Consider the following 13,940-nt stretch of genomic DNA (forward strand, 5'->3'; position numbering starts at 1 on the left):
CCCGGAGGATTCCGCCCGCCCAGGCGGGCGGGCAGGCGGGCCGGGCGCGGAACCTGCCCGGCCGCTCACTCCTCGCCGGCGAGGATGCGCCGGATCCGCTCCAGGCGCTGCGCCGCGGCACCTTCGGCGCCCCGGCCGGTGGGCTTGTAGTAGGTCCGCCCGGCTATCTCGTCGGGGGCGTACTGCTGGGCGACGATCCCGCGCGGGTCGTCGTGGGCGTAGCGGTAGCCGGCCCCGTGGCCGAGCTTCCGGGCCCCGCCGTAGTGCGCGTCGCGCAGGTGCGCCGGCACCCGGCCGATCCGCCCCGACCGCACGTCGGCCTGGGCCGCGCCGATCGCGGTGACCACGGCGTTGGACTTCGGTGCCAGCGCCAGGTGGATGACCGCCTGGGCGAGGTTGATCGCGGCCTCGGGCAGGCCGACGAACTGGGTGGCCTGGTGGGCGGCCACCGCGACCCCGAGCGCGGTCGGGTCGGCCATCCCGATGTCCTCGCTGGCCGAGATCACCAGCCGCCGGGCGACGAACCGGGGGTCCTCCCCCGCCTCGACCATCCGGGCGAGGTAGTGCAGCGCGGCGTCCACGTCACTGCCCCGGATGGACTTGATCAACGCGCTGGCGACGTCGTAGTGCTGGTCGCCGTCACGGTCGTAGCGGACCGCAGCCCGGTCGACCGCGGTCTCCAGCGTGGCCAGGTCGACCTCGCGGGAGTCCTTGGACTGCGCGGCGCCGGCCGCGGCCTCGAGGTAGGTCAGTGCCCGCCGAGCGTCGCCGCCGGCCATCCGGACCAGGTGCTCGCGCGCCTGCGGGGCCAGCTCCACCGCGCCGGCCAGCCCGCGCTCGTCGACCAGTGCCCGGTCGACGAGGTCGCCGATGTCGTCGTCGGACAGCGGCTCCAGCCGCAACAGCAACGAACGCGACAGCAGCGGTGAGATGACGGAGAAGAAGGGGTTCTCGGTGGTCGCGGCGACCAGGGAGATCCAGCGGTTCTCCACTCCCGGCAACAGTGCGTCCTGCTGGGCCTTGTTGAACCGGTGCACCTCGTCGACGAACAGCACCGTCTCCCGCCCACGGCCGAGGTCGCGGCGGGCCGCGTCGATGACGGTGCGGACCTCCTTCACCCCGGCCGAAACGGCCGACACCTCCACGAACGCGCGGTTGGTCTGGCGGCTCACGATCGAGGCGATCGTGGTCTTTCCCGAGCCGGGCGGTCCCCACAGCAGCAGCGACATCGCCTGGTCCCCCTCGACCATCCGGCGCAGCGGCGCGCCCGGCGCCAGCAGCTGACGCTGGCCCACCAGGTCCTCGAGAGTCTGGGGACGCATGCGGACGGCCAGCGGCGCCGCCTGGTGGTCGGTGTCGGCCAGGCTCCCCGAGCCACGGGCCGCGGTGCCGGCCGGACCTGCGGCGCCCTGGCCACCCTGGCCGCCGGACCCGCCGGCCCGGCCGGACACCTCGAACAACGCCTCGTCGGTCACGGCCACGAGACTATCCGGGGCCGCCCTCATCCTCCCGGCCGCGTGAGCAAACCCGGCGCGGCCGGTCGTACGGCACCAAACGGCCGGCCGTACGGCACCGTACGACCGGCCGGTGAGCGTCAGCGCAGGGACGTGAGGTCCTCCGGGTGGACCTCTCCGTCGCCCTCGGCCGCGGCGGCCGCGGCCACCTGGCTGGCCTGGGCGTCCGCCGCCGTCGGCGGGGCCGCGAAGTGGCAGGCCACCCGGTGCCCGCCGGCGATCTGCACCAGCGGCGGCTCCTGGGTGGCGCAGATCTCCTGCGCCTTCCAGCACCGCGTACGGAACCGGCATCCCGACGGCGGGTCGATCGGGCTGGGCACGTCCCCGAACAACCGGATCCGCTCCCGCCGGCCGCCGATCGCCGCCTGCCCCACGTCGGGCACCGCGGACAGCAGCGCCTGGGTGTAGGGGTGGTGCGGCCTGGAGTACAGCCGCTCCCGGTCGGTGATCTCGACGACCTTCCCGAGGTACATCACCGCGACCCGCGGACAGAAGTGGCGTACGACCGCCAGGTCGTGGGCGATGAACACGAAGGAGATGCCGAACTCCTTCTGCAGGTCGGCCAGCAGGTTGACGACCTGTGCCTGGATCGACACGTCCAGCGCGCTGACCGGCTCGTCGGCCACGATCAGCTTGGGCCGCACCGCCAGCGCCCGGGCGATCCCGATCCGCTGCCGCTGGCCGCCGGAGAACTCCCCCGGATAGCGGTTGTAGTGCTCGGGGTTGAGGCCGACCACCTCGAGAAGCTCCTGCACCCGCGACAGCACCTTGTTGCGGGGCACGATGTCGTGCACCCGCAACGGGGTGCCGATGATGGTGCCCACGGTGTGCCGGGGGTTCAGCGAGGAGTACGGATCCTGGAAGATGATCTGGATCTCGCGCCGGTACGGCAGCAGCCTGCGGCCGGACAGCGTGCTGATGTCGGTGCCCTCGAAGCGCACCTCGCCGCTGGTCGGGTCCAGCAGCCTGGTGATCAGCCGGCCGGTCGTCGACTTTCCGCAGCCGGACTCGCCGACCAGGCCGAGCGACTCACCGCGGCCCACCGAGAACGACACGCCGTCGACTGCCTGGACCTGGCCGACCACCCGCCGGACCACGCCGGTGGAGCGGACCGGGAAGTGCTTGACGAGGTCGCGTACCTCCAGCAACGGCGCCGCGGGGTCACCGAGCGGCCGCCGGGCGTGGGCCGGCCCGGTGCTCGTCTCCTGGGACGTGGATGTGGTGGTGCTTTCGGTCATGACGGCTTCTCCCTCACCCGATCCGCGGCAGGATCTCTTCGACGAAGATCTCGTCGGGATCCGGTAGGTGGCAGGCCTTCAGATGGTTCGGCACCCGCCCGCCGGGCCGTAGCTCCGGCAGGGTCGTGACGCACCGGTCGTCGGGCAGCCGGGACGAGTACGGGCACCGCGGGTGGAAGGAACACCCCGACGGCAGGTTGATCAGGCTGGGCGGCATTCCCTTGATCGGGTTCAGCCGCTTCTCCGGGTCACCGGTCAGGTGCGGCGCGCTGGACAGCAGTCCCCAGGTGTAGGGGTGTTCGGGCCGGGTGAGGATCTGCTTCCCGGTGCCGTACTCCACACAGCGGCCGCCGTACATCACAAGTACGTCGTCGGCGACCTCGGCCACCACGCCGAGGTCGTGGGTGATCAGGATGATCGCCGACCCGAACTCCCGCTGCAGGTCCTGCAGCAGGTCGAGAATCTGCGCCTGCACGGTCACGTCGAGGGCCGTGGTCGGCTCGTCGGCGATCAGCAGCTTGGGGTCGTTGACCAGCGCCATCGCGATCATCGCGCGCTGGCGCATACCGCCGGAGAACTGGTGCGGGTAGTCGTCGACCCGCCGCACCGCCTGCGGGATGCCCACCCGGTCCAGCATCTCGATCGCCCGCTTGCGGGCCTGCCCCTTGGACGCCTTGTGGTGGGCGAGATAGGCCTCGGCGATCTGGTCGCCGATGCTGAAGAACGGGTGCAGGCTGGACAGCGGGTCCTGGAAGATCATCGAGACGGCGTTGCCGCGGATGCGCCGCATGCGCTCGTCGTCCACGCCGATCAGATCCGTGCCCTGCAGGCGGATGCTGCCGGTGATCTTCGCGCGGCGCCGGTCGTGCAGGCCCATGATCGCCATGCTGGACACGCTCTTGCCCGACCCGGACTCGCCGACGATGCCGAGGGTCCGGCCCAGGTGCACGTCGTAGGAGAGTTCGGTGACGGCGTTGACCACGCCGTCGGGCGTCGGGAACCGGACGGTGAGGTTGTCCACCGCGAGGAACGGCGTGTCGCCGTCCCCCGCGGTTCCGGTGGTCCTGGGGTTGTCGTTCGTGGTCATCCGAGTCGCACCCGCGGGTCGAGGAAGCTGTAGACGATGTCGACGACGATGTTGAGCGCCACCAGCAGGAACGACGCGTACAACACCGATCCCATGATGACCGGCAGGTCGCCGTTGCCGAAGGCGTTGAGGGCGATCAGTCCGAGCCCCTGCACGTTGAAGATCTGTTCGGTGAACACCGTTCCGGTGAGCAGGTTGGCCAGGTCGAGGCCGAGGATCGTCACCACCGAGGTCAGGCCGGCGCGGAGCGCGTGCTTGAAGTTGACCTTTCGTACGGTGAGTCCCTTGGCCCGCGCGGTCCGGACGAAGTCCTCGCCGAGCGCCTCCACCATCGCGGCTCTGGTGTAGCGGGCGTAGCTCGTCGCGTACACCGCCCCGAGCACGACCCACGGCAGCAGCAGGCCCTTGAACCAGCCGAACGGATTCTGCAGTAATGGTTCGTACCCGCTGCGCGGAAGTATCTGGTACTGGATCGTCAGGTAGATGGCCGCGAGCAGCGCGACGAGGTAGTACGGGAACGACGTCAGCACCATCGATCCACTGACGAGTGTCTTGTCCCACAGGGTTCCTCGATGGATCGCCGCCAACGCGCCGGTGGTGACGCCGAACACCGTGAAGATGACCATCGCGCCGAGCGCGACCGAGATCGTGACCGGTAACCCCTGCACGATCATCGTGGTGACCGGCTGGTCGGCGACGAAGGAGTAACCCAGGCAGGGAACGTCGCACTTCTTCACGAAGCCACCGGAGTGGATCTCCCGCCCGGTGACGATGCCGGTGAAGAACTCCGCGAACTGTTCGGGTATCGGCTTGTCCAGCGAGAGGCTGCGCCGGATGTCGGCGAGCCGGTCGGGCGTGCAGTTGCGGTTGCCGCAGATGGAGTATTCGGGCTGGGACGGCCCGAGGAAGAACAGGAAGAACGACGCGACCATCACCACGAGGATCACGGCGATGCCGGCGACGATCCGTCGCACGATGTATCCGAACATGTTGGCAAACCTCGCGGTGGCGGCCCGAAAGACGGTTGACCGAGCGGCGGGTGGGAAGGGGATCGCCCTTCCCACCCGCCGGGTATTACCTACTGCTTCACGTACAGCTTGGTGAAGTCGGGCCCGCCGCTGAACGGGTCGAGGACGACGCCGCCGAGCTTGGAGCCGTACAGGAAGTTGGTCTTGTTGTAGTCGACCGGGATGACCGGCACGTACTTCTGCATCAGCGTCTTGTCGAGCTTGGCCCACTCCGGCTCCTGCTTCTGCAGCGGAAGCGAGGAGATGCGGTCGATCTCGGAGTTGACGTCGGGCTCGTTCAGGAACGACTTGTTCGGCGCCGAGTTCGGGTTGAGGGAGATCAGCCGGCCGTCGAAGATGGCCGGGAACACCGTCGTGCCCGACGGCCAGTCCAGGCACCAGCCCAGCGGCCGGATGTTGATCTTCGACTTCGGGTTGTCGAACTCCGCCCGCACCTGGTCGCGCGGCATCGGAATGGCGGTGGTCTTGAAGCCCGCCGCCTTCAGCTTCTGCGACCGCACGGCCGAGACCTGCGCCGCGATGTCGTTGTCGTTGGAGTAGGCCCACACGACGTCGAAGCCGAGCTTGCCGGCCTTCTCCAGCATCTTCTTGGCCTTGGCCGGGTCGCCGTCACCCTTGCCGCCGTTGCCGAACAGGTCGTAGTTGACGAACCCGGGCGTCACCTTCGGAAGGATCGTGGTGGCGGGGGTGTAGGTGAACGGGCTGTCGCCGCCCGCCTTGTGGATCGAGTCGAACGGCCACGCCGTGATCAGTGCCTTGCGTACCTCGAGCGGGATCCGCCGGGTGTCCAGGTAGATGAAGTCGGTGCAGGTACCGTCACCGGTCATCATTCGCTTCTCCGGCTCCTTGCCCTGGATCTTGGGCAGCAGCGAGGAGTCGACACCGTCGTAGGTGATCGCGGTCTGGTCCGGGCCGTTGTCGGCGATCAGCTGCTCCTGCAGCTTGATCGGGTTCTGGCTGAACTTGAAGTCGTACTTGTCGACGTACTGGTGGCGCACCGGGTCGGTCTGGGGGTCCCACTGGTCGTTCTTGACCAGGACCAGGCGCTTGCCCTTCTGGTAGCTGTCGAACTTGTACGGGCCCGCGGCCAGCGGCTTGTTCCCGTAGGCGTCCTTGGTGTCCTTGGCCTGCGGGATCGGGCTGTACACCGGGAACGTCGCGTAGTAGGCGAGGTCCGGGAACGGCTTGGCCATCTTCAGGACGACCGTCTTGTCGTCGGGCGTCTCCACCCCGGCGTAGTCCAGCCCGCCGCCCTTGGCCTTGGACTTGAACGGGCCCTTGTACTTAGCGCCGTCCAGGAAGTAGCTCTGCTGGTACGTCGGGCCGCCGGGCAGCTCCTCGGTGGCGAAGGACCGCTTCACCGCGTAGGCGATGTCCTGGGCCTTGATCGGGGAACCGTCCTCGTACTTCAGCCCGTCCTTGAGCGTGAACTTCCACTCGGTGTAGTCCGCGTTGTGCTGGCCCAGGTCGGTGGCCAGGTCCGGGACCAGGTAGTACTTCCCGTCCGCGCGGAGTTCCAGCGCGGTGAGGGTGCGTGCGGTCAGCCGCAGCACCGCCAGGGAGTCGATGTAGTAGGCCCTGGTGGGGTCGAACGTCTCCGGCGCCGCCGCGGTGAGGACGGTCGCGGTGCCGCCCTTCTGCGCGCCGGCGATGTCCTTGGCCGGCCCCTTGGCGTTGGCGTCCTGTACGACGTCGAAGCCGCCGCCCTTGGGCGCCTCCGCAGAAGAACCACTCTGCTGCTGCTGCTTCTTCTGCTGCTCCTGTGCCTTCTCCGAAGGTGAGGAGCCTCCCCCACAGGCGGCCGTTGCGCCGAGCGCGAGCACGCCGGCGGCCGCAGCCAACCTTCTCCATCGCATACGAGTCACTTACTTGCCTTCCTTGCTGTGGCCGTCGGCACGTGCTACCGACGAGTCGTTGGGTCGAAGGCGTCGCGGATCGCGTCGCCGAGAAGGTTCAGAGCCAGTACCAGCACGAGAATCGCCAGTGCCGGTTGCCAGAAGTAGATGGGGTACGTCTGGTAGTAGGTGAGCGCGGAGTTGATCGTGCGCCCCCAGGAGGGAGTCGGCTCCGTGAGGCCGATCCCGAGATAGGAAAGCCCTGCCTCCGAAGCGATGTAGCTCGGAACCGCCAGCGACAAGAACACGATGATCTGGCCGGTGAGGTTGGGCAGGAGTTCGCGGAAGAGGATCTGGTGCGTCGGTACGCCGATCGCTCGGGCCGCCTGGATGAACTCCCGCTCGCGCAGCGACAGCACCTGGGCCCGGACCAGCCGGCCGAGACCGGTCCAGCCGAAGATCGCGAAGATCGCCACCAGCGACCACAGGCGCACCTTGGAGACGGTGGCGTCGTCGGAGGCGAACCGCGCCTGCACGACCGGGACGATCGCGAACACGAAGAGGATCAGCGGCATCGACAGCATCAGGTCGATCAGCCAGGAGATCGCCCGGTCGATCCGTCCGCCCAGGAAGCCCGCCAGGAGTCCCATCGACGTGCCGATGATCGTGGAGATGACCGCCGCGCTGGTCGCCACGATCAGGGACGGGCGGCTGCCCTCGACCCAGCGGGCGAACAGATCCCTGCCCAGGCGGGGCTCCAGCCCGAACGGGTGCGCGGCGCTGGGGTTGACGGTCGGGAAGCCGTAGTCGTCGACCAGGTCCATGTGCGGGGTACTCGGATCGGTGTGGGTGACGGCGGTGATGACGTCGGCGAAGATCGCGAGCAGAACGAAGAAAAGAACGATGACCGCGCAGATGATGGCGATCTTGTCCTTACGAAGCCGCTCCAGCGCGATCTGCGTCGGAGACTTGCTCTTGACCGGGTTGTCCGGAGGGGCGACCGGTGTACTGCTTCCGGTCTCGAGCAGGGTCGGGTCCGCCATGGGTTGTCGTACGCCTTCCTGGCTTACGAATCACGACACACAGCAGTCGGGGACGCGCTGTGTACGAAGAATGTGACGCCTGACGATAAACGACAGAAGGGCACATACACAGCGCGTCTTGGATCACGATTTGTAAACGCTTGCCGTGACATCTAGTAAGCGAATTGCAGCGGCTACGGCACGCTGGGTAATAAGAACGGCGGCCGGCCCGAATGGGCCGGCCGCCGAAACACAAACGTCACCGACGGGTACTTGACGGCGAATCCCGCGTGCGTGCAGGTCGAAAAGTCAGGGCTTTGACGGAGTGTCGTTCTTTCCGACCGAAGTATCGGTCACCTTCTCGTCGTCGGCGCGATGCCGTCCGGTCCCGGCCGACTTGCCCGGAACGACGTCGATTCCGGCCTCGCGACGCTGCGCCGGCGAGATCGGCGTCGGCGCGCCGGTGAGGGGATCGGCACCGGAAGCGCTCTTGGGGAACGCGATGACGTCCCGGATCGACTCCGCGCCGGTCAGCAGCGCCACCAGCCGGTCCAGGCCGAGCGCGATGCCGCCGTGCGGGGGCGGGCCGTACTTGAACGCCTCCAGCAGGAAGCCGAACTGACTGGCCGCCTCCTCCTGCGACAGACCGATCAGGTCGAAGACGCGCTGCTGGACGTCGGCGCGGTGGATACGGATCGACCCACCGCCGATCTCGTTGCCGTTCAGCACGATGTCGTACGCCTGGGACAGCGCCTGCCCCGGATCCTCCTCGAACCGGTCCACCCATTCGGCCGTGGGCGCGGTGAACGGGTGGTGGATCGCGGTCCACCCCTTCTCGCCGTCGAACCTCTCCACCGGCTCGAACATCGGCGCGTCGACCACCCAGCAGAACTCCCACCGGGAGTGGTCGATCAGGCCACAGCGCTCGCCCACCTCCAGCCGCACCGCCGCCAGTAGGCCCAGCGCCTCCGAGCGGGGTCCGGCCGCGAAGAAGACGCAGTCGCCGGGCTTCGCGCCGGCGTGCTCGGCGAGTCCGGCGCGCTCGTCCTCGGAGAGGTTCTTGGCCACCGGGCCGCCGAGCTCACCGCCCTCACCGACCAGGACGTACGCCAGACCCTTCGCGCCGCGCGAGCGGGCCCACTCCTGCCAGGCGTCCAGCTCCTTGCGCGCCTGCCCCGCTCCCCCGGGCATCACCACGGCGCCGACGTGGAAGTCCTCGCCCTTGGCCTGGAACACCCGGAACGGCGTGTGTGCGAAGTAGTCGGTGAAGTCGACCAGCTCGTTGCCGAAACGCAGGTCGGGCCGGTCGATGCCGAACCTGCGCATCGCCTCGGCGTAGGTCATCCGCGGGATCGGCAGCGTGATGTCGTACCCCACGACCGTCTTCCACACCCGGGCGAGCACCTGCTCGGTCAGGGCGATGATGTCGTCGGTGTCGCAGAACGACATCTCCACGTCGAGCTGGGTGAACTCCGGCTGCCGGTCGGCACGGAAGTCCTCGTCCCGGAAACACCGCGCGATCTGGTAGTAACGCTCGATGCCGGCGACCATCAGCAGCTGCTTGAACAGCTGCGGCGACTGCGGGAGGGCGTACCAGCTGCCCGGCTGCAACCGGACCGGCACCACGAAGTCGCGGGCACCCTCGGGGGTGGACCGGGTGAGGTAGGGCGTCTCGACGTCGACGAAGCCGTGCTCGTCCATCACGTCCCGGATCAGCCGGGTGACCCGCGACCTGGTGCGCAGCTTCGCCGCCATCTCCGGCCGGCGAAGGTCGAGGTAGCGGTGCCGCAGCCGGACCTCCTCGTTGACCGGTGTCTGGTGGTGCTCCTCGATCGGGAACGGCAGCGCCTCGGCGGTGCTGAGCACCTCCACCTCGCTCGCCACCACCTCCACTTCGCCGGTGGGCAGGTTGGGGTTGGCGTTGCCCTCCGGGCGGCGGCGGACCTGCCCGACCACCCGCAGGCAGTGCTCCTGGCGCAGGCCGTGCGCGGTCTCCTCGTCGCGGATCACCACCTGGACGGTCCCGGACGCGTCGCGCAGGTCGAGGAAGGCCACGCCGCCGTGGTCGCGGCGCCGGGCGATCCACCCGGCCAGGGTCACGGTCGCGTCCAGATGGTCGGCGCGGAGCGTGCCGGCCTCGTGCGTACGGATCACCCGTGCGTCTCCTTCGTCGTCGGTTCTACCTGGTCCTGCCCTGATGCGTTCTGCTCGGCGTGCGCCGTCGTCACCGCACTGGCCACGACGTCGACAAGGTCGGCGAGCGGGACGGGCCGCTGGCCGCCGCCGCGCAGGTCCTTCAGCTGGGCACTGTCCTGCTCCAGGTCGCGGTCGCCGATGACCAGCGCGAACGCCGCGCCGGAACGGTCCGCCGCCTTCATCGCGCCCTTGAGGCCCTGCCCGCCGTAGCTCGTGTCGGACCGTACGCCCGCCTCGCGCAGGTCGCGCAGGAGGGTGACCGTCCGGCGCCGGGCCGCGGCGCCGAGCGGTACGACGTACACGTCGCACCGGCTGGGCTCCCCCACCGTCAGGCCCTCCGCCTCCACGGCCAGCACGGTGCGGTCCAGGCCGAGCCCGAAGCCGACGCCGCCGAGGTCGGGGCCGCCGATCGTGGCCAGCAGCCCGTCGTAGCGGCCGCCGCCGCCGATGGCGGACTGGGCGCCGAGCCCGGGGTGGACCAGCTCGAACGTCGTGCGGACGTAGTAGTCGAGCCCGCGCACCAGCCGCGGTGCGTCCTCCCACACCACGCCGAGGTCGGCGAGGTAGGAGCGGACCTGCTCGTGGTGCTCCTTGCACGCGCCGCACAGGTGGTCGGTGATCATCGGCGCGTCGGTCAGCTGGGCCTGGACCTCCGGGCGCTTGTCGTCCAGCACCCGCATCGGGTTGATCGCCGCCCGCCGGCGGGTGTCCTCGTCCAGGTCGATCCCGCGCAGGAAGTCCTGGAGGAGCTCGCGGTAGGCGGGGCGGCACTCCCGGCAGCCCAGGCTGTTGAGCAGCAGGCGAGTGCCGGTGAGGCCGATCGACCGCTGCGCCTGCCAGGCCATCCAGACGACCTCGGCATCCAGCGCCGGGTCGTCGCCGCCGATCGTCTCCACCCCCACCTGGGTGTGCTGGCGGTAACGTCCGGACTGCGGTTGTTCGTACCGGAAGTTCTGCCCGACGTACCACACCTTCACCGGAAGCTGGCCGCGGTGCAGGTTGCGCTCGGCGATCGCGCGCAGCACGCCGGCCGTGCCCTCCGGGCGCAGCGTCAGCGAGCGGCCGCCCCGGTCGGCGAAGGTGTACATCTCCTTCGTCACCACGTCGGTCGACTCACCCACGCCGCGGACGAACAGCCCGGTGTCCTCGAACAACGGTGTCTCGACGTACTCGTATCCGGCCAGCCGCGGCGGTCGGCTCAGCGCCTCCCGCACGGCGAGCCAGGTGGCAGACCTCGGGGGTACGACGTCGAAGGTGCCCTTGGGCGCCTGGAAACTCATCTGCGATCTTCACCCGCTCCGTGCCGGGCCGGGCACGAGCCCTCTCAGGTAGGGATTGGTCTGGCGTTCCCGGCCGATGGTCGTCTGGTCCCCGTGGCCGGGCAGGACAACGACCCGGTCGTCGAGCGGCAGCACCTTGTCGGCAAGGGTGCGCAGCATCGTCGGATGGTCACCGCCCGGCAGGTCGGTGCGTCCGATCGACCCGGCGAAGAGCAGGTCGCCCCCGAACATCAGCTCGGGCGCCGCGCTCGCCTGGCCGGTCCACGTGGGGGCACCTGCCCCGCGTACGTCTCCCTCGACGGGAGTACGGAACGCGACCGACCCGCTGGTATGGCCAGGGGTGTGGTCGACGGTGAAGCTCAGTCCGGCGACGTCGACCCGGGCGCCGTCGGTGAGCTCGCGTACGTCGTCGGGCTCGGCGAACGTCAGCCCGCCACCGAGCAGCGCGCCGGCCCACTCCGGCGGCAGGCCGCGCATCGGGTCGGCGAGCAGCGGCCGGTCGGCCGGGTGGATCCAGCACGTCGCGTCGTAGCTCCCGCACACCGGCAGCACCGACCACATGTGGTCCAGGTGCCCGTGGGTGAGCAGCACCGCCACCGGCCGGAGCCGGTGCTCGCGAACCACCTCGTCCACCGCGCCGGCGGCGTCCTGGCCCGGATCGACCACGACGCACTCCTGCCCCGCCCCGGTCGCCACGACGTAGCAGTTCGCGGCGAACACTCCGGTCGGGAAGCCGGCGACGAGCATGGAATCCTCTGCGGTCGGTGGCGGTGCGGGTGGTGGGCGGACAGCGGTCGGGGTCGGCGCTCTGGTGGCGGCCGGAAAGCCGGTCGGGACGAGGCGGTGGACCTTCGAAGACTACCGGCGGCGTGTCCGGCGCGGCGAACCTGGCCGGTCCTGCTGGCGATTAACGGGACACACACCGCTACCGGTGCCAGGACGTCTCCTAGACTGGCACACCGGTCATCGGACAGCTAAGCGGAGAGAACGGGGCCTTCGGTGGTCACCAAGGAGCAACGCCGACGCCGCCTCGCCAGGCAGCACTGGGAGCGTCAGCAGGTCCGCCGTGCCGCCAGCCGGCGCCGTGCGCGACGAAACGGCATCATCGTGGCGATCGTCGTCGGCGTGCTCGCCGTGGCCGCGGTGATCTACGTCGTCTTCTTCCTCCTGCGCGGCGGCAGCTCCTCCGCGGCCACCCGGCCGAGCACCCATCCGGGCACCTCGGCCGGGATCGGCGTACTCGCGGCACCTCCGGCCGCGCCGGGGCCGGGCTACATTCTTGGTGACGGGACCGATCGTCCGCACCGCGGCGACCACCGCGTGGAGCCAGGCCGGCCGGTCGCTGTCGATGGCGAAAAACCCGGTGCCGACGGATTCCTCACTGGCTACGGTGACTCGTCCCCGTTCGATCACGGGGAAGCGGGGACCGGGCAGGCGGCGTCCTCCGGCATCGGCAAAGATGTCAAGGTCACGACGACGTGATCTGCGACGGGAGCGTGCAGTGAGCGGAACGGCAGAGGAGCCCTGGGGCAGGGTCGCGGACGACGGCACCGTCTACCTCCGCACCGACGAGGGCGAGCGCGCCATCGGATCCTGGCAGGTCGGCGATCCCGAGGGAGCGCTGGCCTTCTTCCGCCGCAAGTACGACGCCCTCGCCCTGGAGGTCGACCTGCTCGCCTCCCGGGTCGAAAGCGGCATCCTCGCCCCCGACGACGCGCACAACGCGCTGCGCCGCGAGCGCCGCAACCTCGCGGGCGCCCAGGCGATCGGCGACCTCGGCGCCCTTTCGGCCCGGCTGGACCGGCTGGAGGAAGTGATCGCCGGCCGGCGTGCCGAGCGCCGCACCGAGCGCAAGCGCCAACTCGAGGAGGCCCGGACCGCCAAGGCAGCGATCGCCGACGAGGCCGAGGCCCTGGCGACCGGCTCGGACTGGCGTCACGGCGTCGGACGCTTCCGCGAGCTGCTCGAGCAGTGGAAGGCACTGCCCCGGCTGGACAAGCAGACCGACGACGAGCTGTGGCGCCGCTTCTCCAGCGCCCGCACGTCCTACACCCGCCGGCGTAAGCAGCACTTCTCCGAGCTGAACGTACGCCGCGACGACGCCCGCCAGGTCAAGGAGGCGCTCGCCGCCGAGGCCGAGGCGCTGGCCGACTCCACCGACTGGGGCCGCGGCACCACCCAGTTCCGCACCCTCATGCAGCGCTGGAAGGCCGCCGGGCCCGCCGCGCGGGACGTGGAAGACCAGCTGTGGAAGCGGTTCCGCGCCGCGCAGGACCGGTTCTTCAACGCCCGCAACGCGACCTTCGCCGAGCAGGACGCGGAGTACCGCGCCAACCTCGAGCAGAAGGAGGCGCTGCTGGTCGAGGCGGAGGCCCTGCTCCCGGTGCGCGACCACCGTGCCGCCCGCGACGCCTACCGTTCGCTGCTGGCGCGCTGGGACCAGATCGGGCGCGTCCCCCGCGACTCCGTTCGTACGGTCGAGGGCCGGTTGCGCAAGGTCGAGGAAGCCATCCGGTCCGCGGAGAGCAACGAATGGCGCCGGACCAACCCCGAGACCCGCGCCCGGGCCAACGACACGCTCACCCAGCTCCGCAACTCCATCGCCGACCTCGAACGCGACCTCGAAGCCCAGCAGGCGAAGGGCGACGTCTCCGGCGAACGCCGCGCGCAGGAGGCACTGGACGCCCGCCGGGCGTGGCTCGCCGAAGTGGAGAAGACCCTCGACGAGTTCTCCGGCTGA

Annotated in this window: 11 protein-coding genes; 2 read left to right on the forward strand and 9 right to left on the reverse strand. The window is 69.9% G+C overall.

Translation table 11 applies throughout. The features are described from left to right. Positions 1-65: 65 nt before the first annotated feature. From ABZV93_RS16815 to ABZV93_RS16855, 9 genes are all read right to left on the reverse strand, one after another. On the reverse strand, positions 66-1,364 hold the full coding sequence (locus tag ABZV93_RS16815) for a replication-associated recombination protein A (RefSeq protein ID WP_354936553.1): 1,299 nt from the start codon (positions 1,362-1,364) through the stop codon (positions 66-68). Positions 1,365-1,594: 230 nt separating this feature from the next. Continuing rightward, positions 1,595-2,752 (reverse strand): dipeptide ABC transporter ATP-binding protein, encoded by a 1,158-nt coding sequence (locus ABZV93_RS16820; protein ID WP_354936356.1) that lies wholly within the window; start codon positions 2,750-2,752, stop codon positions 1,595-1,597. Between the two features lie 13 nt (positions 2,753-2,765). Next, positions 2,766-3,839 carry an ABC transporter ATP-binding protein gene (locus ABZV93_RS16825; protein WP_354936359.1) on the reverse strand — a complete coding sequence of 358 codons (1,074 nt, stop codon included), beginning with the start codon at positions 3,837-3,839 and terminating at the stop codon, positions 2,766-2,768. Beyond that, positions 3,836-4,828 carry an ABC transporter permease gene (locus tag ABZV93_RS16830; protein WP_354936362.1) on the reverse strand — a complete coding sequence of 331 codons (993 nt, stop codon included), beginning with the start codon at positions 4,826-4,828 and terminating at the stop codon, positions 3,836-3,838. The genes ABZV93_RS16825 and ABZV93_RS16830 overlap by 4 nt, the downstream gene beginning before the upstream one ends. A gap of 89 nt (positions 4,829-4,917) precedes the next feature. Then, positions 4,918-6,708, reverse strand: a complete 1,791-nt coding sequence (locus tag ABZV93_RS16835; RefSeq protein ID WP_354936365.1) for an ABC transporter substrate-binding protein — start codon at positions 6,706-6,708, stop codon at positions 4,918-4,920. Positions 6,709-6,767: 59 nt separating this feature from the next. After that, positions 6,768-7,745, reverse strand: a complete 978-nt coding sequence (locus ABZV93_RS16840) for an ABC transporter permease (RefSeq protein ID WP_354936368.1) — start codon at positions 7,743-7,745, stop codon at positions 6,768-6,770. Positions 7,746-8,033: 288 nt separating this feature from the next. Beyond that, the gene (gene aspS / locus ABZV93_RS16845; protein ID WP_354936371.1) at positions 8,034-9,878 is read right to left on the reverse strand and encodes an aspartate--tRNA ligase; all 1,845 of its coding nucleotides are present in this window, start codon (positions 9,876-9,878) and stop codon (positions 8,034-8,036) included. After that, complete coding sequence (gene hisS / locus ABZV93_RS16850) at positions 9,875-11,200, reverse strand: histidine--tRNA ligase (protein WP_354936374.1); 1,326 nt, start codon at positions 11,198-11,200, stop codon at positions 9,875-9,877. Before hisS ends, aspS begins: the two co-directional genes overlap by 4 nt. A gap of 9 nt (positions 11,201-11,209) precedes the next feature. Continuing rightward, entirely contained in the window at positions 11,210-11,947 is a 738-nt protein-coding gene (locus ABZV93_RS16855; protein ID WP_354936377.1) for an MBL fold metallo-hydrolase, read from the reverse strand. A 252-nt stretch (positions 11,948-12,199) separates the two neighbouring features. Between ABZV93_RS16855 and ABZV93_RS16860 the strand changes: the two genes are divergently transcribed. Then, positions 12,200-12,682 (forward strand): hypothetical protein, encoded by a 483-nt coding sequence (locus ABZV93_RS16860; protein WP_354936380.1) that lies wholly within the window; start codon positions 12,200-12,202, stop codon positions 12,680-12,682. Positions 12,683-12,701: 19 nt separating this feature from the next. Then, on the forward strand, positions 12,702-13,940 hold the full coding sequence (locus ABZV93_RS16865) for a DUF349 domain-containing protein (RefSeq protein ID WP_354936383.1): 1,239 nt from the start codon (positions 12,702-12,704) through the stop codon (positions 13,938-13,940).

The sequence above is a fragment of the Actinopolymorpha sp. NPDC004070 genome (assembly GCF_040610475.1).
GTDB lineage: Bacteria > Actinomycetota > Actinomycetes > Propionibacteriales > Actinopolymorphaceae > Actinopolymorpha.